Source organism: Xanthomonas sp. NCPPB 3570, from assembly GCF_056725115.1.
In genome coordinates this window covers 2,990,322-3,012,323 of record NZ_CM161513.1, presented here as the reverse complement: position 1 = coordinate 3,012,323, position 22,002 = coordinate 2,990,322, and the positions used below count along the sequence as shown (strand labels likewise).

At 68.7% G+C, this 22,002-nt stretch carries 16 protein-coding genes; 12 read left to right on the top strand and 4 right to left on the bottom strand.

Features of this window, described 5'->3' with window-relative positions; genetic code table 11:
- Positions 1-18 precede the first annotated feature (18 nt).
- Complete coding sequence (locus AC1PLR_RS13145) at positions 19-1,299, top strand: MFS transporter (RefSeq protein WP_481101269.1); 1,281 nt, start codon at positions 19-21, stop codon at positions 1,297-1,299.
- Here AC1PLR_RS13145 and AC1PLR_RS13140 read toward each other — a convergent pair.
- The 3 genes from AC1PLR_RS13140 to AC1PLR_RS13130 form a co-directional block, all read right to left on the bottom strand.
- A complete protein-coding gene (locus tag AC1PLR_RS13140; RefSeq protein WP_481100417.1) occupies positions 1,280-2,617 on the bottom strand; it encodes a GGDEF domain-containing response regulator in 1,338 nt (445 codons plus the stop codon). The genes AC1PLR_RS13145 and AC1PLR_RS13140 overlap by 20 nt on opposite strands.
- A 79-nt stretch (positions 2,618-2,696) precedes the next feature.
- A complete protein-coding gene (locus AC1PLR_RS13135) occupies positions 2,697-3,971 on the bottom strand; it encodes an NAD(P)/FAD-dependent oxidoreductase (RefSeq protein WP_481101268.1) in 1,275 nt (424 codons plus the stop codon).
- 113 nt (positions 3,972-4,084) lie between these two features.
- Complete coding sequence (locus AC1PLR_RS13130) at positions 4,085-5,464, bottom strand: glutamine synthetase family protein (protein WP_481101267.1); 1,380 nt, start codon at positions 5,462-5,464, stop codon at positions 4,085-4,087.
- A 243-nt stretch (positions 5,465-5,707) separates the two neighbouring features.
- On the opposite strand from AC1PLR_RS13130, the gene AC1PLR_RS13125 reads away from it, so the two are divergent.
- The 11 genes from AC1PLR_RS13125 to AC1PLR_RS13075 all read left to right on the top strand — a co-directional run bounded on the left by AC1PLR_RS13125 (position 5,708) and on the right by AC1PLR_RS13075 (position 20,821).
- On the top strand, positions 5,708-6,463 hold the full coding sequence (locus tag AC1PLR_RS13125) for a gamma-glutamyl-gamma-aminobutyrate hydrolase family protein (RefSeq protein ID WP_481101266.1): 756 nt from the start codon (positions 5,708-5,710) through the stop codon (positions 6,461-6,463).
- 5 nt (positions 6,464-6,468) lie between these two features.
- Complete coding sequence (locus AC1PLR_RS13120) at positions 6,469-7,851, top strand: glutamine synthetase family protein (RefSeq protein ID WP_010343930.1); 1,383 nt, start codon at positions 6,469-6,471, stop codon at positions 7,849-7,851.
- Between the two features lie 829 nt (positions 7,852-8,680).
- The gene (locus tag AC1PLR_RS13115; protein WP_420009507.1) at positions 8,681-10,045 is read left to right on the top strand and encodes an aspartate aminotransferase family protein; all 1,365 of its coding nucleotides are present in this window, start codon (positions 8,681-8,683) and stop codon (positions 10,043-10,045) included.
- Positions 10,046-10,135: 90 nt separating this feature from the next.
- Positions 10,136-11,257, top strand: a complete 1,122-nt coding sequence (locus AC1PLR_RS13110) for a polyamine ABC transporter substrate-binding protein (protein WP_481101265.1) — start codon at positions 10,136-10,138, stop codon at positions 11,255-11,257.
- 562 nt (positions 11,258-11,819) lie between these two features.
- Positions 11,820-13,073, top strand: a complete 1,254-nt coding sequence (locus AC1PLR_RS13105; RefSeq protein WP_481101264.1) for an HlyD family secretion protein — start codon at positions 11,820-11,822, stop codon at positions 13,071-13,073.
- Complete coding sequence (locus tag AC1PLR_RS13100; RefSeq protein WP_041500356.1) at positions 13,070-14,647, top strand: DHA2 family efflux MFS transporter permease subunit; 1,578 nt, start codon at positions 13,070-13,072, stop codon at positions 14,645-14,647. Before AC1PLR_RS13105 ends, AC1PLR_RS13100 begins: the two co-directional genes overlap by 4 nt.
- A 13-nt stretch (positions 14,648-14,660) precedes the next feature.
- Positions 14,661-16,163, top strand: a complete 1,503-nt coding sequence (locus AC1PLR_RS13095) for an efflux transporter outer membrane subunit (protein WP_481103592.1) — start codon at positions 14,661-14,663, stop codon at positions 16,161-16,163.
- A 133-nt stretch (positions 16,164-16,296) separates the two neighbouring features.
- Complete coding sequence (locus AC1PLR_RS13090) at positions 16,297-17,439, top strand: ABC transporter ATP-binding protein (protein WP_017912269.1); 1,143 nt, start codon at positions 16,297-16,299, stop codon at positions 17,437-17,439.
- 83 nt (positions 17,440-17,522) lie between these two features.
- Positions 17,523-18,398 (top strand): ABC transporter permease subunit, encoded by an 876-nt coding sequence (locus AC1PLR_RS13085; protein WP_267103668.1) that lies wholly within the window; start codon positions 17,523-17,525, stop codon positions 18,396-18,398.
- On the top strand, positions 18,395-19,246 hold the full coding sequence (locus AC1PLR_RS13080; RefSeq protein WP_481101263.1) for an ABC transporter permease subunit: 852 nt from the start codon (positions 18,395-18,397) through the stop codon (positions 19,244-19,246). The genes AC1PLR_RS13085 and AC1PLR_RS13080 overlap by 4 nt, the downstream gene beginning before the upstream one ends.
- Before the next feature lie 210 nt (positions 19,247-19,456).
- On the top strand, positions 19,457-20,821 hold the full coding sequence (locus AC1PLR_RS13075) for an NAD-dependent succinate-semialdehyde dehydrogenase (protein ID WP_481101262.1): 1,365 nt from the start codon (positions 19,457-19,459) through the stop codon (positions 20,819-20,821).
- A 171-nt stretch (positions 20,822-20,992) separates the two neighbouring features.
- Here the strand turns inward: AC1PLR_RS13075 and AC1PLR_RS13070 are convergent, their stop codons facing one another.
- Complete coding sequence (locus AC1PLR_RS13070) at positions 20,993-21,988, bottom strand: magnesium and cobalt transport protein CorA (RefSeq protein ID WP_010342143.1); 996 nt, start codon at positions 21,986-21,988, stop codon at positions 20,993-20,995.
- Between the last annotated feature and the right edge of the window lie 14 nt (positions 21,989-22,002).

Sequence of the window (22,002 nt, the reverse complement as noted above, 5' to 3'; positions counted from 1 at the left end):
CCTGTCGATGTCGCCTCCATGACCGTTGCCGCGTCTCCCGTTCCGCCCGTGAATTCGCCGCGTCGCGTGCTGCTGGCCAGCCTGGTCGGCACCACCATCGAGTTCTTCGACTTCTACATCTACGCCACCGCCGCGGTGCTGGTGTTCCCCAAGCTGTTCTTTCCCGAAGGCGATGCCGATGCGGCGCAACTGCAGTCGCTGGCGACCTTCGCCGTGGCCTTCGTCGCGCGGCCGCTGGGGTCGGCGCTGTTCGGCCATTTCGGCGACCGGATCGGGCGCAAGGCCACCCTGGTGGCGGCGCTGCTGACCATGGGCCTGTCTACCGTGCTGATCGGCCTGTTGCCCAGTTACGGGCGCATCGGCCTGTGGGCGCCGGCGCTGCTGGTGCTGTGCCGCTTCGGCCAGGGCCTCGGCCTGGGCGGCGAGTGGGGCGGGGCGGTGCTGCTGGCCACCGAGAACGCGCCGCCGGGCAAGCGCGCCTGGTACGGCATGTTCCCGCAGTTGGGCGCGCCGCTCGGCTTCCTGCTGTGTTCGGGCATCTTCCTGCTGCTGGGTGCGCTGCTGGACGAGGCGCAGTTCCTGCGCTGGGGCTGGCGCATCCCGTTCGTCGCCAGCGCCCTGTTGGTGATCACCGGGCTGTGGGTGCGCCTGCGCATCCACGAGACCCCAGATTTCCAGCGCGCCCTGGACCGCAACGAGCGCGTGCGTCTGCCGATGCAGACGGTGCTCTCGCAGCACATCGGCGCGACGCTGCTGGGCACGTTCGCGGTGCTGGCGACCTTCGTGCTGTTCTACCTGATGACGGTGTTCGCGCTGCAGTACGGCACCAAAACGCTGCATTACAGCCGCGAGCAGTTCCTGCTGCTGCAGATGGTCGGCATCCTGTTCTTCGCCGCCGGCATTCCGTTGTCGGCCTGGTATGGCGACCGCCGCGGCACGCGCCGGGCGATGCTGGTGGCCAGCGTGGCGATCGTCGCATTCGGGTTGCTGTTCGCGCCGCTGTTCCAGGCCGGCCAGCCCTGGCAGGTGCTTGCCTTCCTGGCGCTGGGCTTCTTCTTCATGGGCCTGACCTACGGCCCCTGCGGCACGCTGCTGGCCGAACTGTTCCCGGTGCCGGTGCGCTATACCGGCGCCTCGCTGGCGTTCAACCTGGCCGGCATCGTCGGCGCGGCGCCGGCGCCGTATGTCGCGGTGTGGCTGGCCAAGCAGTACGGCCTGCCGTGGGTCGGCTACTACCTCAGCGCGGCGGCGCTGCTGACCTTGCTGGCGCTGCTGGCGATCAGGCGGCCGCGTCGCTGAGCGCCGGTTCCGGCGGCGGTGCGCATTCGACCCGGTTGCGGCCGCCGGCCTTGGCCAGGTAGAGATACTTGTCGGCCTCGGTCAGCAGCGGATGCAGGGTCTGCCGCTGCGGGCCGCTGCTGCTGACGCCGATGCTGATGGTCAGGCGCAGGGTCTGCGTACCCAGCGGGATCTTGAGGTCGGCGATGCGCGCGCGCAGGGTCTCGAAATAGTCGGTGGCCGCGGCCGCGTCCAGGCCCGGCACCAGCATGCAGAACTCTTCGCCGCCGAAGCGCGCCACCATGTCCTGCGGGCGCGCGTGCGCGGCCAGGGTCGCGGCGACCGCGCGCAGCGCCTCGTCGCCGGCCTCGTGGCCGCAGGTGTCGTTGATGTGCTTGAAGTGGTCGATGTCGAGCATCGCCACGCTGACCGGTTCCTGCCGCGCCAGCCACTGCGGCAGCATGCGCTGGCTCTGTTCGAGGAAGTGCCGGCGGTTGGGCAGGCTGGTGAGGAAATCGCGCGTGGCCAGGTCCTGCAGCGTGCCGATCAGCTCCAGCTGGTCCACGTTCTGCGAGACCCGGCAGAAGAACTCCTCGCGCGAGAAGGGCTTGCGCAGGAAGTCGTTGGCGCCGTTCTTGAGGAAGCGCGGCACCAGCGAGGGGTCGTTGTTGCCGGACAGGCCGATCACCGCCAGCATGTCGCGTGCGCGCAAGGTGCGCAGCCGGCGGGTGAATTCCACGCCTTCCATGCCCGGCATCTCCTGGTCCACCACGGCCAGGCGGATGGACGGGTTGGCCTCGATCGCGCGCAGCCCGGCGGCGCCGTCGGCGGCCTCGACCACGCGGTAGCCATACATCTTCAGCAGCGAGGCGGCGTAGGCGCGCGCCGACGGCGAGTCGTCCACCACCAGCGCGGTGATGGCGCGGTTGCGCGCCAGTCGCTGCACCAGCCAGGCCAGGTAGTCGATGCTGTCCGGCGCGTTCTTCAGCACGAAGTCGATGATCTGCTGGGTCAGGATGCGCTTGCGCAGGCTTTCGTCGTAGACCCCGCTCACGACCACCGTGGGCAAGCCGCGCGCGACGAAGAAGTCCACCACGGCGTCGCGGTCGCCATCGGCCAGCACCAGCCCGGTCAGCGCCAGGAACCAGGAGCCGCCGTCGTCCAGCGCGGCGGCCGCCTCGGCCAGGGTGGAGACCACCACCACCGGCAGTTCGACCCGTTGCGCGATCGCCGCGCGCAGCAGGTCGGTGAAGGTCCGAGAATTTTCCACCAGCAGGATGCGCTGCTGTGCGGGGCTGCCGTCGGGGGCGATCGGGGCGATCGACAACGGGTGCGACATGCAGGCCTCGCGGGCGGCAATCCAGGGGTGGAACCCGGTTAGCGGCCGCGCGCGCGCAAACTTGAGGGTGGCGCGACGGCTACCACAGCGCGTCGCGCAGCTTGTACCAGGACATCGCCGCCACCAGCAGCGGCGTACGCAGCAGGCGGCCGCCGGGGAAGGGCGCGTGCGGAATCCGCGCGAACACGTCCAGCCGCTGCGCCTGTCCACTGATCGCCGCGGCGATGACCGCGCCGGCCAGGCCGGTGGCGGCCACGCCGTGGCCGGAGAAGCCCTGCGCGAAGTACACGTTCGGGGTCAGCCGGCCCCAGTGCGGGGCGCGGTTGCGGGTGATGTCGACGTAGCCGCCCCACACCGACTCCATCTCCACCCGGCGCAGTTGCGGGAACACCTGGCGCATGCGCCGGGTCATCACCCCGCGCAGGCCGGGCGGCGGCAGCGAGGAATAGCTGGCGCGGCCGCCGAACAGCAGCCGGTGATCGCGGCTGAGGCGGAAGTAGTCCAGCGCCCAGTTGACGTCGGCCACCGCCATGTCGTTGCCGATCAGCTCGCGCGCCAGCGCCTCACCCAGCGGCGCACTGGCGCCGATGTAGGTGCCGACCGGCATGATCCGCGATTCCAGCTCCGGGGCGATGCCACGCAGCCAGGCGTTGCCGGCGAGGATGGCGAACTCGCCCTCGACCTCGCCGTGCGCGCTGCGCAGGATCGGCCGCGCGCCGCGCAGCAGTTGCGTGACCGGCGTCTGCTCGTGGATGCGCACGCCGGCCGCCAGCGCCGCCCGCGCCAGGCCACGCGCGTACTCCAGCGGATGCAGGTGGCCGCTGGCGGCGTCGTACATCGCCCCCAGATAGCGCGGGCTGCGCAACTGCGACTGCAACTGCGCGCGGTCCCACCATTGCAGCGGATAGTCGTAGCGCTGCGCCATCTCGATGATGCCGGCGCGCAATGCGCGTTCCTGGCGCGGCTTGATCGCCACGTGCGCATGTCCGTCGCGCCAGTCGCAGGCGATGCCGTGGCGGGCGATGCGGCTGCGCAGCAGGTGCATGCCGTCGCGGGAAAAATCGAACAGCAGCCGCGCATCGTCCTGGCCGAGCAGGGCTTCGAGGGTGTGCTGCTCGCAGCCGTAACCGACGATGGCCTGCCCGCCGTTGCGCCCGGACGCGCCCCAGCCGACCCGCTGCGCCTCCAGCACCACCACCCGATACCCGGCCTCGGCCAGCGCCAGCGCCGCACTCAGCCCGGTATAGCCGGCACCGAGGATGCAAACATCCGCCTGCACGCGCCCGCGCAGCGGTTCCTGCGCGGGGAACGGCGCGGCGCTGTCGGTGTACCAGTTGCGGGCGGGGGCAGGCATGGGATTCGGGATTGGAGATTGGGGATTAAGATCAGCGAGCGCGTGATGGACCTGTGGCTGGCGGAAATCTGCTTGTAGCGAATCCCCAATCCCGAATGCCCAATCCCCGCTCCTCAAACCGTGCGCAAATACCAGCGATAGTCCACATCGCTGACCTGCGCCTGGAAATCCAGCAGCTCGCGGCGCTTCTGCTGGCCGTAGACATGCCGGAAGCGCGTGCCGAAGTAGGTGGCGGCAAAATCACTGTCCAGGAAACGGCCGATCGCGCCGCGCCAGTCCGGTTCGCGTGCGGCGTGCTGGGCGTAGGCGTTGCCCTGCGTCGGCGGCCCCGGATCGAGGCCGTGCGCCAGGCCGTGCTCGATGCCGGCGAGTACCGCCGCGGCGACCAGGTAGGGATTGGCGTCGGCGCCGGCGATGCGGTGTTCGATGCGGGTGTTGGCCGGGTCGCTGTGCGGCACCCGCATCGCCACCGTGCGGTTGTTGAAGCCCCAACTGTCGTTGAGCGGGACGAAGGCGTTGGCGACGAAGCGCCGGTAGCTGTTGGCGTGCGGGGCGAACAGCAGCAGGCAGTCCGCGGCGCTGTGCTGCAGTCCGCCGATGGCATGGCGCAAGGGCGTGGCCGGCGCCTGCGGGGTGCAGGCGAACACGTTGTCGCCGGCACCGTCCAGCAGGCTCACGTGCAGGTGCAGGCCGCTGCCGGACTGCGCGGCGAACGGCTTGGCCATGAAGCTGGCGAGCAAGCCCTGCTGCTGCGCGATCGCCTTGATCGCGCGCTTGAGCAGCACCGCATCGTCGCAGGCGGCCAGGGCATCGGTGCGGTGCTTGAGGTTGATCTCGAACTGGCCCGGCGCGTATTCGGCGACCGCGGTGTCGGCCGGGATGCCCTGCGCGCGGCAGGCCTGCGCGACCGCGTCGGTGAAGTCGCGCTGGTCGTCCAGTTCCTGCATGTAATAGACCTGGGTGCTGTCGCTGCGCAGTCCGCTGTGGGCATGCAGCGGCGGCTGCGGGCGGCCGTGCGCATCGGCGCGCGGATCGAACAGGTAGAACTCCAGTTCCACCGCGATCACCGGCGTCAGCCCGCGTGCCTGCAGCCGCGCCAGCACCTGCGCCAGCACCTGGCGCGGGGCGAAGTCGAGCGCGCCGCCGGCGCCGTCCTGCATCGTCAGCAGCAACTGCGCCGACGGCACCGGCGCCCATGGCACCGGCCGCAGGCTGCCCGGCACCGGAACGCACAGCCGGTCCTCGTCGCCGATGTCGTAGCCGAGCCCGGTTTCCTCGACGGTGTTGCCGGTGATGTCGGTGGCGATCAGCGACATCGGCAGGCACACCCCGTCGCGGTAGACCTTGTCCAACGCGTCGCGGGCGATGCGCTTGCCGCGCAGCAAGCCGTTGCAGTCCGGCAGCAGCAGATCGACCTGCTCGCAGCCGGCGATGCGCTGCAGGGTCTGGGCGTCGTCCGGGGGCAGCAGCGGGGCATCGTGCATGCGGATCATCGCGGCGGACTGCGGGAGTGCTTCGAGCTTAGCAGAGCGCCATGGCGTCAAGAATACTCAACAGCCGCGGGCGCGACGTGACAATGGTCGGACGTGCTGTCGTCACGCTGCGGCAAGATTTCACCGTGTTGCGTGCGCAATGCGCGCGCCGCGCATGCAGTCTGTGCCGCGTTCCGCACTGCGTCGTGTTGTAAAAATAAAACGCCCGCGGTAACTTGCGACGACGCCACACGAGTTCTTCGCATGGCCGTATCGCCCCTGGTCGGCGTGCCGACCGACCGCAAGCTCATCGGCCAGCATCCATTCCTGGCCGCGGGCGAGAAGTATCTGCGCGCCGCCGTCGATGGTGCGGGGGTGACCCCGGTGCTGCTGCCGTCGCTGCAGCCGCCGGTCGATGCCCGCGCCTGGCTGACCCGGCTCGATGGCCTGCTGCTGACCGGCGCGGTCAGCAACATCGAACCGCATCATTACAGCGACGAGCCGAGCTGGCTCGGCAACCTGCACGACCCGGCGCGCGACGCCAACACGCTGGACCTGATTCCGCAGGCGATCTCGCTGGGCCTGCCGATCCTGGCGATCTGCCGCGGCTTCCAGGAAGTCAACGTCGCCCTCGGCGGCACCCTGCACCAGAAGGTGCATGCGCAGCCGGGGCTGTCCGATCACCGCGAGGATCCGCAGGCGCCGCTGGAAGCGCAGTACGCGCCGGCGCACGAAGTGACGCTGAGCGAAGGCGGCTGGCTGGAGGAGATCGCCGGCCGCGACCGGGTGCGGGTCAACTCGCTGCACGGGCAGGGCGTGGCCCGGCTCGGCGGCGACCTGATCGTCGAGGCGCTGGCGCCGGATGGATTGATCGAGGCCTTCCGCGGCATCGGCCCCGGCTTCCTGCTCGGCGTGCAATGGCATCCGGAGTGGCGGGTGCTCGACGACGCGTTCTATCTCGGCATCTTCCAATCCTTCGGCGACGCCTGTCGCCACTATGCGGCCACCCGCAGGCACTGAGTCCCATGGCCAGTCGACCCCGATCGCGCAAGCACACGCCGGAACAGCAGGAAAGCTCGCTGCGGCGCTGGCTCAAGGAACGCCACATCACCGAGGTCGAATGCCTGGTGCCGGACATCACCGGCAACGCCCGCGGCAAGATCATTCCCGCCGCCAAGTTCTCGCACGACTACGGCACGCGGCTGCCCGAGGGCATCTTCGCCACCACCGTCACCGGCGATTACCCGGACGACTATTACGACCTGACCTCGCCGTCGGATTCGGACATGCAGCTGCGCCCGGACCCGGACACGGTGCGGATGGTGCCGTGGGCCGCCGACCCCACTGCGCAGGTGATCCACGACTGCTACACCAAGGAAGGCAAACCGCACGAACTGGCGCCGCGCAACGTGCTGCGCGGAGTGCTGGCAGCGTATGCGGCGATCGGCTGCAAGCCGGTGGTGGCGCCGGAGCTGGAGTTCTTCCTGGTGCAGAAGAACACCGATCCTGACTTCCCACTGCTGCCGCCGGCCGGCCGTTCCGGACGCCCGGAGACGGCGCGGCAGTCCTACTCGATCGATGCAGTCAACGAGTTCGACCCGATCCTGGACCTGATGTACGACTATTGCGACGCCATGGAACTGGATGTGGACACGCTCATCCACGAATCCGGCGCGGCGCAGCTGGAAGTCAACTTCACCCATGACGACGCGCTGTCGCGTGCCGACCAGGTGTTCCTGTTCAAGCGCACCATGCGCGAGGCAGCCTTGCGCCACGGCGTCTACGCGACGTTCCTGGCCAAGCCGATGGAGAACGAGCCGGGCAGTGCGATGCACATCCACCAGAGCCTGGTGGACAAGCACGGCAAGAACGTCTTCAGCGGCCGCCGCGCCGGCGAGTACAGCCGCACCTTCGCCCATTACCTGGCGGGTTTGCAGAAGTACGTGCCGATGGCGATGGCGTTCTTCGCGCCCAACGTCAATTCCTACCGGCGGCTGATGTTCGGCGAGGTGTCGCCGAGCAACGTGCTGTGGGGCTTCGACAACCGCACCTGCGGCCTGCGCGTGCCGATCGACACGATCGAGAACATGCGCGTGGAAAGTCGTTTCGCCGGTTCCGACGCCAATCCGTACCTCGCGATGGCGGCGACACTGGCCTGCGGCCTGCTCGGAATCCGCGAGAAGCTCGAGCCGACTGAGCCGACTACCGGCAGCGGCAAGGAGATGGGCTATCAGTTGCCGCGTTCGCTGGGCGAGGCGCTGGACGAGTTGGAGCGGTGCGGGCCGTTGCAGGAGTTGCTTGGGCCGCGTTTCGTGCGGGCGTACATTTCGGTCAAGCGCAAGGAGTACGAGACGTTCTTCCGGGTGATCAGTTCGTGGGAGCGGGAGTTTTTGTTGTTGAACGTGTGAGTTCCTGGTGCCTTTCGTGGCTCGCGTGATGCCTACGCTCTGCAGCAAATTCGATCCTGCCGTTGCCGTTGCCGTTGCCGTTGCTTTTGCTGTTGCTTCGGTTGTTGCTTTTGACTTACCGGGTTCCCTTCCGAAGCGGCGGCCATCGCGGGGAAACACCCGAAGGGCGGCGTACATGGATGTACGCCGTCCGCGGCAGGGGCAGGATGCCCCTTCCGCGGATCCCCGTGATGGACGCGGACCCGGAGCGCGCAGCGCGGAGGGCGCGAAGGCAGGGCGCGCTTTCTTTTGGTTACTTTTCTTTGCGCGAGCAAAGAAAAGTAACTCGCCCGACAGGGCGAAAGCCTTTGCTGTTGCTTCAAGTTTGAGTGTCGGATGAGAAAGACTGTAGGAGCGGCTTTAGCCGCGACCAACGGATTGGTCATGCCGGTCGCGGCTGAAGCCGCTCCTACGATTCAGCGGCCGCCTCCGCATCAGCTAGAGCAAGAGCAAAGCTTTCGCCTTGCGGCGAGTCACTTTTCTTTGCTTGTGCAAAGAAAAGTAACCAAAAGAAAGCACACCCTGCCTACGCGCCCTCCGCGCTAACGCGCTCCGGGTCCGCGTCCATGCCGGGGATTCGCGGAAGGGGCATCCTGCCCCTGCCGCGAACGGCGCACATCCATGTGCGCCGCCCCTTCGGGGTTTTTCCCCGACACGGCCGCCGCTTCGGAAGGGAACCCGGTAAGGCAAAAGCAAGAGCAACAACAAGAGCAACAGCAGCAGCAACAGCAACAGCAACAGCAGCAAAGCTTGGCCGCGTTGCGGCCTTGGTAACAACATTGGAGTGGACATGGACCCGATCGACACGCGCGCCCTGCAGGACCTGGATGCCGCGCACCACCTGCACCCGTTCAACGACAACGCCGCCCTGGCGCAGAAAGGTACCCGTATCCTCACCCGCGGCGACGGCGCCTACGTCTGGGACGCCGACGGCAACCAATTGCTCGACGCCTTCGCCGGCCTGTGGTGCGTCAACGTCGGCTACGGGCGCAAGGAACTCGGTCAGGCCGCCGCGCGGCAGATGGAGCAGCTCGCGTACTACAACAGCTTCTTCCAGTGCACCACCGAACCCACCATCCGCCTGGCCGCCAAGCTCGCCGAACTGGCCCCGGGCGACCTCGACCATGCCTTCTTCACCAACTCCGGCTCCGAAGCCAACGACACCATCCTGCGCCTGGTGCGGCACTTCTGGGCGGTGCAGGACCAGCCGCAGAAGACCATCTTCATCGGCCGCCACGACGGCTACCACGGCACCACCATGGCCGGCGCCAGCCTCGGCGGGATGAAGGGCATGCACCGCCAGGGCGGTCTGCCGATCCCCGACATCCACCACATCGATCCGCCGTACTGGTTCGGCGACGGCGGCGACCTGGACCCCGAGGAGTACGGCCTGCTGGCCGCGCGCAGGCTGGAGGACAAGATCCTGGAACTGGGGCCGGAGCGGGTGGCCGCGTTCATCGGCGAACCGATCATGGGCGCGATCGGCGTGTACATCCCGCCGCGCAGCTACTGGCCGGAGATCGAGCGCATCTGCCGCCGCTACGACGTGCTGCTGGTCGCCGACGAGGTGATCTGCGGCTTCGGCCGCACCGGCGAATGGTTCGGGTCGCAACACTTCGGCTTCCAGCCGGACGTGATGACCATCGCCAAGGGCATCACCTCCGGCTACATCCCGCTCGGGGCGGCGATGTTCGGCACGCGCGTGGCCACGGTGCTGAAGGAGCAGGGCGGCGAGCTGGCGCATGGCTGCACCTATTCCGGCCACCCGGTGTGCGCGGCGGTGGCGCTGGAGAATCTGCGCCTGCTGCAGGACGAGGGCATCGTCGAACGCGCGCGCAGCGAGATCGCGCCGTATCTGGGGCAGCGCTGGGCCGAGCTGGGCGAGCACCGGCTGGTCGGCGAGGCGCGCATCGTCGGCATGATCGGGGCGCTCGAGCTGGTGCCGGACAAGCCGCGGCGTCATTACTTCCCCGAGCGCGGCAAGGTCGGTGCCCTGTGCCGCGACAACGCGCTGCGCCGCGGCCTGATCCTGCGCGCCACCCACGACGCGATGCTGCTGTCGCCGCCGCTGATCCTCAGCCGCGCCCAGGTCGACGAACTGTTCGACAAGGCCTGGCGGGCGCTGGAGGACACCGCGCAGGCCCTGGGCAAATAGCCCGGCGCTGGGTAGTCTGGGACCGTCCTCCGGACCGGCGCGCGTCGCCGATCCTTCCCCCTCTTGCCCATGGAACCGCGGAGACCTGCCATGACCTTGCGACTGCTCACTCTTTCCCTGGCCACGGCGCTGCTCGCCGGCTGCGGCGGCTCCGGCAGCGATGCGGACAAGGCGGGGCAGGGCGAGGCCAAGGTGCTCAACGTCTACAACTACTCGGACTACATCGCCGAGAACACGATTCCCGAGTTCGAGAAGCAGACCGGGATCAAGGTCACCTACGATGTCTTCGACAGCGACGAGATGGTGGAGACCAAGCTGCTCGCCGGCGGCAGCGGCTACGACGTGGTGGTGCCGACGCTGAACTTCTTCGGCCGGCAGATCCAGGCCGGGGTATTCCTGCCGCTGGACAAGAGCAAGATCCCGAACCTGGCCAATCTCGATCCGCAGATCATGCAGCGCATCGCGCAGCAGGATCCGGGCAACAAGTACGGCGTGCCGTACATGGTCGGCACCACCGGCATCGGCTACAACGTGGACAAGGTCAAGGCCGCGTTCGGCAGCACCGACATCGCCAACAGCTGGGACCTGGTGTTCAAGCCGGAGAACCTGGCCAAGCTCAAGGACTGCGGCGTGACCCTGCTGGATACGCCCTCGGACCTGATCCCGATCGCGCTGCATTACCTGGGCGAGGATCCGCACAGCACCGATCCGGCCAAGATCGAGCAGGCCGCGGCGCTGATCAAGCGCATCCGCCCGTACGTGCAGAACTTCCACTCCTCGCAGTACGTGACCTCGCTGGCCAACGGCAGCACCTGCCTGGCGGTGGGCTGGTCCGGCGACATCATCCAGGCCCGCGACCGCGCCGAGGAGGCCAAGAACGGCGTGCACGTGGCCTACTCGATTCCCAAGGAAGGCGCGCCGCAGTGGTTCGACATGCTGGCCATCCCCAAGGACGCCAAGCACCCGGACAACGCCTACGCGTTCATCAACTACCTGCTGACGCCGAAGGTGGCCGCGGCCAACACCGACTTCATCCACTACGCCAACCCGGTGCCGCAGGCGACCCCGCTGGTGGACGCGGCGATCCGCAACGACCCGACCATCTATCCGCCGCCGGAAGTGGCCGCGAAGATGTTCACCTACTCGATCAACCCACCCGAGGTGGACAAGCTGTACACCCGCCTGTGGACGGAGATCAAGACCGGGCGTTGAGCCGCTGGTCTTCGGTCCCGCGGTGGCGCTTGCCCTTGAACGCGCAGGCAGTGAGCGCTGCGTTTGTCCAAACCGGCCACCGCGGACGCTAGTACCTGTTGTGGGAGGGACTTCAGTCCCGACGCGATGCTGCCTGGGAGGCACGCATCGCGTCTTCGCTCGTCGCGGCTGAAGCCGCTCCTACAACGTCTGCTGGTGCACGCAGGTGCCGCACCGGCAATCTTTCCCGTTTGATCGGAGCGGGCAACACCCTCTCCCGTAGCAGCGGCTTCAGCCGCGACAGGCCTTCCCGCTAGCGCCCTGTCGCGCGGCCGAAGGCCGCCTCTGCGCATGGCGCCCCATCGGGCTGAGCGACCGGGAAATCGCTCCCTCGACGCAGGCGGCCGGGTCTGGCGCCGCCCAGCATCCGCAATCGCGCAGACGCCGCAGCGCCACCGCCACAAGATGCTCACATACTCTGTACTCGCCGGTACAAATAATGCGCCGGCCGGCGTACGCTACCGTTTGGTGGTGTTGCCGTCCCGACCCGGCGACGTTCTTCCTCTCCCCAGGAATCAGCGACTTGAGCAACCACGACCCAGACTCCTCGCAGGCGCCGCGGCAGGCCGCCGCGCACGACGCCCATGCCGACCAGGGCCAGGCCGGCAAGCGCCGGGACGACGCGCGCGGCGACGACGCCGGCAAGGCCGACACCCCGTCGCCGCTGAAGAACCCCAAGGTCAAATGGACCCTGCTGCTGATCGGCCTGCTGGTGGTGATCGGCCTGGTGGTGTGGCTGATCTACTACCTCACCACCGGCCGCTACCTGCAGGAGACCAACAACGCCTACCTGCAGGCCGACACGGTGGCGGTGGCCCCACGGGTCAATGGCTATGTCACCGCGGTGTACGTGCGCGACAACCAGACGGTGACCGCCGGGCAGCCGCTGCTGGAGATCGACCCGCGCACCTACCGCGCCACCCTGGAACAGGCGCAGGCCGCCATCGCGGTGCGCCAGGCCGACATCGCCGCTGCCGAGGCCGGGTTGCAGGCGCAGCGCGCCAGCCTGCTGCAGGCGCGCACCCAGGTGACCGCTGCCGCCGCCAGCCTGCGCTTCGCCCAGGGCGAGGCCAAGCGCTTCGGGCCGCTGGCCGCGTCCGGCGCCGACACCCACGAACACTACGAAAGCATCCTCCACGACCGCGACCGCGCGCAGGCGCAGTTCGACGCGGCCAAGGCCCAGGTGGTCGCCGCCGAGAGCCAGGTGCAGGGCACCAGCGCCCAACTCGACCAGGCGCGCGCCGCGCTGGTGCAGGCGCAGGCCGACGCCGCGCAGGCGGAAGTGGCGGTGGAGGACACCCGCCTGACCGCGCGCATCGCCGGCCGCATCGGCGACAAGACCGTGCAGGTCGGCCAGTTCGTCGCCGCCGGCACCCGGCTGATGAGCGTGGTGCCGGTGGAGGCGCTGTACCTGAGCGCCAACTTCAAGGAGACCCAGGTCGGGCTGATGCGGCCCGGGCAGCCGGCGCGGATCGAGGTCGATGCGCTGTCCGGCGTAGAACTGGACGGCGTGGTCGAGAGCATCGCCCCCGGCACCGGGTCGCAGTTCGCGCTGCTGCCGCCGGAGAACGCCACCGGCAACTTCACCAAGGTGGTGCAGCGGGTGCCGGTGCGGATCCGCCTCAAGGCCGGCGCCGAGGCGCGCAAGGTGCTGGTGCCGGGCATGTCGGTCACGGTGACCGTCGACACGCGCAGCGCCAAGGATGCCAAGGAGCGCGTGGAGGAAGAGGACGCGCAGGGCCAGGATGCGGTCTCGCCGCGCGGGCGCACCCCGTGAGCGAAGCGGCCGCGGCGGCCGGCGCGCAGGCGCCGCAAAAGGCCGACACCGGCGCCTGGCTGGCGGTGGCCGCCGGCACCATCGGCTCGTTCATGGCGACGCTGGACATCTCCATCGTCAACGCCGCGCTGCCGACCATCCAGGGCGAGGTCGGCGCCAGCGGCACCGAGGGCACCTGGATCTCGACCTCCTACCTGGTCGCCGAGATCGTGATGATCCCGCTGACCGGCTGGTTCGTGCGCACCCTCGGGCTGCGCAACTTCCTGCTGATCTGCGCGCTGCTGTTCACGTTTTTCTCGGTGGTGTGCGGGCTGTCCAACAGCCTGACCATGATGATCCTCGGCCGGGTCGGCCAGGGCTTCGCCGGCGGCGCGCTGATCCCCACCGCGCTGACCATCGTCGCCACCCGCCTGCCGCCGGCGCAGCAGACCCTGGGCACGGCGCTGTTCGGCATGACCGTGATCCTGGGCCCGGTGATCGGGCCGCTGCTGGGCGGCTGGCTCACCGAGAACGTGAGCTGGCACTACGCGTTCTTCCTCAACGTGCCGGTCTGCGCCGGCCTGGTGGCGCTGCTGCTGCTCGGGCTGCCGCACGAGCGCATGTACCTGCGCGGGCTGCTCGACGCCGACTGGCTCGGCATCTTCGGCCTGACCGCGGGGCTGGGCGCCTTGACCGTGGTGCTGGAGGAGGGCCAGCGCGAGCGCTGGTTCGAGTCCACCGAAATCGTGCTGCTGAGCGTGGTGTCGCTGGTCGGCTTCATCGCCCTGGTGGGCTCGCAGTTCCTCAGCCGGCAGCCGGTGATCCGCCTGTCGATCCTGCTGCAGCGCAGTTTCGGCGCGGTGTTCGTGATGGTGATGGCGGTGGGCATGATCCTGTTCGGGGTCATGTACATGATCCCGCAGTTCCTGGCGGTGATCTCCGGCTACAACACCGAGCAGTCCGGCTATGTGGTGCTGCTGTCGGGCATTCCCACGGTGTTGCTGATGCCGATGATGCCCAAGCTGCTGACCACGGTGGACGTGCGCGTGCTGGTGCTGGGCGGCTTGAGCTGCTTCGCCGCGGCCTGTTTCGTCAACATGCATCTGACCGCCGAGTCGGTCGGCATGCATTTCGTCGTCGGGCAGCTGCTGCAGGGCTGCGGGCTGGCGCTGGCGATGATGTCGCTCAACCAGGCGGCGATCTCCTCGGTGCCGCCGGACCTGGCCGGCGACGCCTCGGGCCTGTTCAACGCCGCGCGCAACATGGGCGGCTCGATCGGGCTGGCGCTGATCTCCACCTTCCAGGAGCGGCGCATGGTGTTCCATACCCAGATGCTCGGCAGCGGCACCACCGCCAATTCGCCGCTGGCGCAGGACTACCTGCACGGCATCGCCGCGCAACTGCAGTCGGCGTCCGGCGCCGGCGCGGCGATGCAGTCGCTGGCGCAACTGGCGCGGCTGGTGCAACAGCAGGCGCTGGTGATGACCTACAACGACCTGTTCTGGATCTTCGGGGTGATCGTGGTCTGCACGATCCCGCTGGCGTTCCTGCTCAAGCCGCTGCCCAAGGGCGGCGCTCCGCTCGCGATGCATTGAGGATTCCATGGCCCTGCGTTTCTCCCGCGTTCTTGTCGCCGCCGCGCTGCCCTCGCTGCTGTCGGCCTGCATGCTCGGCCCGGACTACGTGAAGCCGCCGTCGGTGGCCGAGGCAGCGCTGGCGCAGCCGCGGCTGCACCGCGCCGATGCCACGGCGGCCGCCGCCGGGGTGGTGCCGGCGCCGCCGCCGCAGCGCTGGTGGGACACCCTGCAGGACCCGCAACTGAGCATGCTGGTCGATCAGGCGCTGCAGCACAGCCCCAACCTGCGGGTGGCGCAGGCGCGCCTGCGCGCCTCGCGCGCGCTGGTCGACCAGCGCCACGCCGAGCAGTTGCCCAGCGTCGGCGCCAACGCGGCTTACCTCAACGCGCGCGCGCCGGATGCGCTGACCGACCGCCTGGGCAGCATCGCCGCCGGCACCGGCCAGCCGGTGGAGATCGATCCGCGCACGCAGCTCTACAGCGTCGGCATCGATGCCAGTTGGGAGCTGGATTTCTTCGGCCGCCGCCGCCGCGCCAGCGAAGGCGCACTGGCCGACGCCCAGGCCGACGAGGCCGACCTGGCCGACACCCAAGTGCAGATCGCCGCCGAAGTGGGGCAGGCCTACCTGGGCTACCGCAGCACCCGTGCGCGCATGGCCATCGCCCAGCGCAACCTGGAGGCCGCCCGGCAGACCCTGCAACTGACCCGTCAGCGCCGCGAGCGCGGCGCCGATGCCGACCTGCAGGTGGAACGCGCGCAGGCACAGCTGCAGCAGCAGGAAGCGGTGTTGCCGGACCTGCAGGCGCAGGCGCAGGTGGCGCTGGACCAACTGGCGCTGATGATCGGCCGCGAGCCGGGCGCGCTCGACGCCGAACTGGCGGCGGACCGGCCGCTGCCGACGCTGCCGGCGACGGTGCCGGTGGACGATGCCGGCGCGCTGATCCGTCGGCGCCCGGACGTGCGCCGCGCCGAACGTCAGCTGGCCTCGTCCTCGGCGAAGATCGGCGAAGCGCTGACCGCGTATTTCCCGCAAGTGCGGCTGCTCGGCAACATCGGCATGGCCGCGACCTCGCCGGGCGATCTCGGTCGCGATGCGGTCAACAGCGTGGTGGCGCCGTTCCTGCAATGGTCGATCTTCGATTTCGGCGGCACCCGCGCCAAGGTCGAGCAGGCCCGCGCCGGCAATCAAGCGCGCCTGGCCGCCTACGAGGGCACGGTGCTGGCCGCGCTGCAGGACGCCAACGGCGCACTGGCGCGGTTCGGCGCCGCGCGCCAGCAGGCATTGGCGGCGGACAAGGCCGCGGCCTCGGCGGATCGCTCGGCCGCACTACTGCAGCAACGCTATGCCGCCGGCGCCTCGTCGCTGATCGATGCGCTGGACGTGCAGCGCCAGCAAGCCTCGGCCCAGGACAGCGCGCTGCAGGCGCACACCCAGGTGCTGCTGCGCTACGTTGCCCTGCAGAAGAGCCTGGGCCTGGGCTGGGAGGCACCGGAGGCACCGGCGTCCGCGCCAGCGCCAGTCACGAGGCAGTAAGCGCGCCGTTTTTACGAATCCCCAATCCCGACTCCCGAATCCCACGCGCCCACCGCTACACTGAGATCCACCGCGCCACGGTCGCCGCCGCATCGGCGCTGCGCACGACGGCGTGCTTCACGGGGAATCACCGATGGCGTTGAGCGAAGCGAGAACCGACCATCTGCCGGCGCCGCCGCCGGCCAAGGGCGCGGGCTATGTGTCCATCGCCGGGCTGCGCAAGGAGTTCGATGGCTTCGTCGCGCTGGACGACATCGACCTGGACATCGGCCAGGGCGAGATCTTCGCGCTGCTCGGCGGTTCCGGCAGCGGCAAGTCCACGCTGCTGCGCTGCCTGGGCGGGTTCGAGCAGCCCAGCCGCGGCCGCATCGTGCTCGACGGCCAGCCGCTGGATGGGCTGCCGCCGTACCAGCGTCCGCTCAACATGATGTTCCAGTCCTACGCGCTGTTCCCGCACATGAGCGTGGAGCAGAACATCGCCTTCGGGCTGAAGCAGGACGGGCTGTCGCGCAGTGCCATCGCCAGCCGCGTCGGCGAGATGCTGGAGCTGGTGCGGCTGGGCACGCTCGGCAAGCGCAAGCCGCACCAGCTCTCCGGCGGCCAGCAGCAGCGCGTGGCGCTGGCGCGCTCGTTGGCCAAGCGGCCCAAGCTGCTGCTGCTGGACGAGCCGATGGGCGCGCTGGACAAGAAGCTGCGCTCGCAGATGCAGCTGGAGCTGGTGTCCATCATCGAGACCTCGGGCGTGACCTGCGTGATGGTCACCCACGACCAGGAAGAGGCGATGACCATGGCCACGCGCATCGCGCTGATGGAGCAGGGCCGCATCCGTCAGGTCGGCACGCCGGGCGACATCTACGAGTCGCCGAACAGCCGTTTCGTCGCCGAGTTCATCGGCTCGGTGAACATGTTCGAGGGCCGCATCGGCGAGGACCATCCCGACCATGTGACCGTGCTGTGCCCGCAGTTCCCGGTGCCGATCTACATCAGCCACGGCATCACCGGCGTGGAAGGGCAGGAGGTGGCGTTTGCGGTGCGCCCGGAAAAGGTCTGGATCACCAAGGGCGAACCGGAGCAGACCTACAACAAGGCGCGCGGCACCATCGAGGACATCGCCTATTTCGGCAGCCACTCGATCTTCCACGTGCGTCTGCCCAGCGGCATCCGCGTGCAATCCAACTTCGCCAACCAGAAGCGCTGGGACAGCGAAGGCATGACCTGGGGCGACACGGTGTGGGTGTCGTGGGATGACAACGACGGCGTGGTGCTGACCGCATGAGCGCGCCCGTCGTGCCGGTGCCGCCCGAGCCGACGCCGCGGCTGCGCCTGCCGCAACGCCTGCGCCTGCGCTCGCTGCCGGCCATGCGCTGGCTGGTGATCGCCGCGCCGTACCTTTGGCTGCTGCTGTTCTTCGCGATCCCGTTCCTGATCGTGCTGCGCATCTCCTTCGCCGAGCAGGCCATCCGCAGCCCGCCGTACAGCGAACTGCTCGAAGTCCGCGACGGCGTGCTGACGCTGAAGCTGACCCTGCAGAACTACCTGGCGCTGCTGCGCGACCACCAGTACATCGAGGCCTACTGGGGCTCGATCAAGATCGCCGGCATTTCCACCGTGCTGACCCTGCTGATCGGCTACCCGATGGCCTACGCGATCGCGAGGCTGTCGCCGTCGGCGCGCAACATCGCGATGATGCTGGTGGTGCTGCCGTCGTGGACCTCGTTCCTGATCCGCGTCTACGCCTGGATCGGCATCCTCGACAGCAACGGCGTGCTCAACCGCGCGCTGCTGGCGCTGGGCCTGATCGATGCGCCGCTGCACATCCTGTACACGCCGGTCGCCGCCTACATCGGCATCGTCTACTGCTACCTGCCGTTCATGGTGCTGCCGCTGTACGCGACCCTGGTCAAGCTCGACCAGCGCCTGCTCGAGGCCGCCTACGATCTCGGCGCGCCGCCGTGGAAGGCGTTCCTGACCGTGACCCTGCCGCTGTCGCGGCCGGGCATCGTCGCCGGCTGCATGCTGGTGATGATCCCGGCAGTGGGCGAATTCGTGATCCCGGAAATGCTCGGCGGCCCGGACACGCTGATGATCGGCCGGGTGCTGTGGGGCGAGTTCTTCAACAACCGCGACTGGCCGACCGCCTCGGCGGTGGCGATCGCGATGCTGGCATTGCTGATGGTGCCGATCCTGATCTTCAACCGCTACCAGCAGCGTCAGCTCGAAGGCGGGCAAGCATGAGCGGCGCGCGCGGCGGCATGGGCGCGGTGCTGCGCTGGACGGTGCTGGGCGCCGGCTTCGCCTTCCTGTACCTGCCGATCCTGCTGCTGATGGTGTATTCGTTCAACGCCTCCAAGCTGGCGACGGTGTGGGCCGGCTTCTCCACCAAGTGGTACGGCGAGCTGCTGCGCGACCGGCAGATCCTGCAGGCGGCGTGGATCAGTCTGAAGGTGGCGTTCTGGACCGCCACCGCGTCGATGGTGATCGGCACGCTGGCGGCGATGGCGATGACGCGCTTCCGCCGCTTTCCCAGCAAGAGTCTGTTCGGCGCCTTGGTGACCGCGCCGCTGGTGATGCCGGAAGTGATCATCGGTCTGTCGATCATGATGATGCTGGTGTCGATGGGCGGCGTGCTCGGCATCCCGCCCAAGGGCGTGATGGCGATCTGGGCGGCGCATGTCACCTTCACCCTGTCCTTCGTCACCGTGGTGGTGTCCTCGCGCCTGCAGGAGCTGGACCGCTCGCTGGAAGAGGCGGCGATGGACCTGGGCGCCAACCGGATCAAGGTGTTCTTCCTGATCACCGTGCCGATCATCGCGCCGGCGCTGGTGTCTGGCTGGCTGCTGGCGTTCACTCTGTCGCTGGACGACGTGGTGATCGCCAACTTCGTCGCCGGCCCGGATTCGACCACGCTGCCGATGACCGTGTTCTCCTCGGTGCGCATGGGCCTGAAGCCCAAGATCAACGCCCTGGCCACGCTGATGGTGCTGGCGGTCTCGATCGCCGCGTTCGTCGGCTGGTGGCTGATGGCGCGCAGCGAGAAGCGCCGCCAGCGCGATATCCAATTGGCGCAGCAGCAGGTGGGTTAGGGTGAGCTGCTTTGCTCCACGTAGGAGCGGCTTCAGCCGCGACCGGGACCTTCCGACAATGCCCCGTCGCGGCTGATCCCGAAAAGGGGACAAGAGCCGCTCCTACGGAAATGGCGGAACACTGTGAGTCATCGCATGCGGCGCCATCGCCACGCTGCCGCAACCTCCAGAGCGCTAGGCTGACCGGACATTTTTCCAGGAGTCCGCGCGATGCCTTACGACACCGTCAATCCGGCCAATGGCCAAGTCGAATACAGCCTCGAGCTGATGGATGCCACCGCCGTCGAACAGCGCCTGGCCGGCGCGGCGCAGGCATTCCCCGGCTGGGCGGCGGCCCCGCTGGAACAACGCGGCGCGCTGCTGCGCAAGGTCGGTGCGCAATTGCGCGAACAGCGCGACGCGATCCAGCGGGTGATGACCGCGGAAATGGGCAAGCTGCGCAAGGAGGCCCTGGCCGAACTCGACAAGTGCGCCGCCGCCTGCGACTACTACGCCGAGCACGCGGCCGAGTACCTGCGCGAACAATCGGTGGCCACCGATGCGCAGCGCAGCTACGTGCGCTACGAGCCGCTGGGCTGCGTGCTGGCGGTGATGCCGTGGAACTTCCCGATCTGGCAGGTGTTCCGCTTCCTGGCGCCGGCGCTGATGGCCGGCAACGTCGCCCTGCTCAAGCACGCCAGCAATGTGCCGCGTTGCGCCGACGCGATCCGCAAGGTGCTGGCCGACGCCGGCGTGCCGGACGGGGTGTTCGACGTGCTGCACATCGACAACGACCAGGCCGCCGAAGTGCTGCGCGATGCACGCGTTGCTGCGGTCACGCTCACCGGCAGCGAGCGCGCCGGCCGCTCCATCGCCGCCAATGCCGGCGGGCAACTGAAGAAGTGCGTGATGGAACTGGGCGGCAGCGACGCCTTCGTGGTGCTGGACGACGCCGACCTCGATGCCACCGTCGCCGCAGCGGTGAAGTCGCGCTTCGACAACGCCGGTCAGACCTGCATCGCGGCCAAGCGCTTCGTGGTGCTGGAGGCGATCGCCGACGAATTCGTGCGCCGCTTCGTGGCCGCCGCGGCCGAGCGTCGCCTGGGCGACCCGCAGGACGAGGCGACCACGCTGGCGCCGATGGCGCGCCAGGACCTGCGCGACGAACTGCACAAGCAGGTACAGGCCAGCATCGCCAAGGGCGCGAAGCCGCTGCTCGGTTGCGAGCCCGAGCGCGACAGCCACGCAGGCTATCCGGCGTCGATTCTCGACAACGTGACGCGGGGCATGCCGGCCTACGACGAGGAACTGTTCGGCCCGGTCGCGGCGATCCTGCGCGTGGCCGACGAAGCCGAAGCCGTGCGCGTGGCCAACGACACCACCTTCGGCCTCGGTGGCAGCGTCTGGACCGCCGACCGCGCCCGCGGCGAACGCGTGGCCTGCCAGCTGCAATGCGGCGCCGCCTTCGTCAACGCCATCGTCAAGAGCGACGTGCGTCTTCCGTTCGGCGGCATCAAGCGCTCCGGCTTCGGTCGCGAACTGGCCGAGCATGGCATCCATGAGTTCATGAACATCAAGTCGGTGTATGTGGCTTGAGTTGGGAATCGGGAATGGAGAATTGGGAATGGGAGAAGCGGCGGCGCCTGATGGCGCCGTCTGTCACGGATGATTGCTGCACGCCTAACGATGCAGCGTTACATCATGCCCGCGGCACGCTGTCCATTCCCGATTCCCGTTTCTCCATTCCCGCCGCCGCTGCGCGGCGGCTCACAACCACCTCGCACGCTTGAACGCCACATACAGCGCCACGCACACCGCGGCCACGCCGCCGACCATCAGCGGGTAGGCCCAGGGCCATTCCAGTTCCGGCATCTGCTTGAAGTTCATGCCGTACCAGCTGGTGATCAGGGTCGGCGCGGCGAGCAGGGCGGCCCAGGCGCCGAGGCGCTTGACCGTCTCGCCCTGGGCCAAAGTGACCAGCGACAGGTTCACGCTCAGGGCGGTGCCGAGCATTTCGCGCAGGGTATCGATGGCGTCGTTGGTGCGCACCGCATGGTCGAGCACGTCGCGCACGTACAGCCGCACTTCCTCGGCGATCAGCGGGCCGGGGTGGCGCTTGAGGTGCGCCAGCACGTCCTGCAGCGGCGCTACCGCCAGGCGCATCTGGTTGAGTTCGCGCTTGAGTTCGTACAGCCGGATCGCGGTGTCGCGGCGGTACGACTCGGCGAAGATGTCGGCCTCCAGCCGTTCCAGGCTCTGCCGGAAGGCGTCGAGGATCGGCTGGTAGTTGTCCACCACGTAGTCCAGCACCGCGTACAGCGCGTACGACGGGCCCAGTTTCATCAGCGAGGCCTCGCGTTCCAGCCGCTCGCGCACCGGTGCGTAGGGCAGCGAGGCGCCATGGCGCACGGTCAGCAGGAAGCGCTCGCCGAGGAAGGCATGGGTCTCGCCGTAGACGATGCGCTCGTCGATCACCTGCGCGGTGTGCACCGCCAGGAACAGCGAGTTGCCGAAGGCCTCGACCTTGGGCCGCTGGTGCGCCTTGCGGGTGTCCTCGATCGCCAGCTCGTGCAGCTGGAATTCCTCCTTGAGCTGCTGCAGCACCGCGTCGCCGGGCTCGTACATGCCGACCCAGACGAAGCCGTCGTCGTGGCCGGCCAGCACGTCGCTGATCTGCTCCAGGGCGATGTCGTGGCGGCGGCCGTGGCCGTCGTAGTGCACGCAGTTGATGACGCAGGCGGGATTGGCGGTCGCGGAGGCCATGGCGGGAGCGGGTT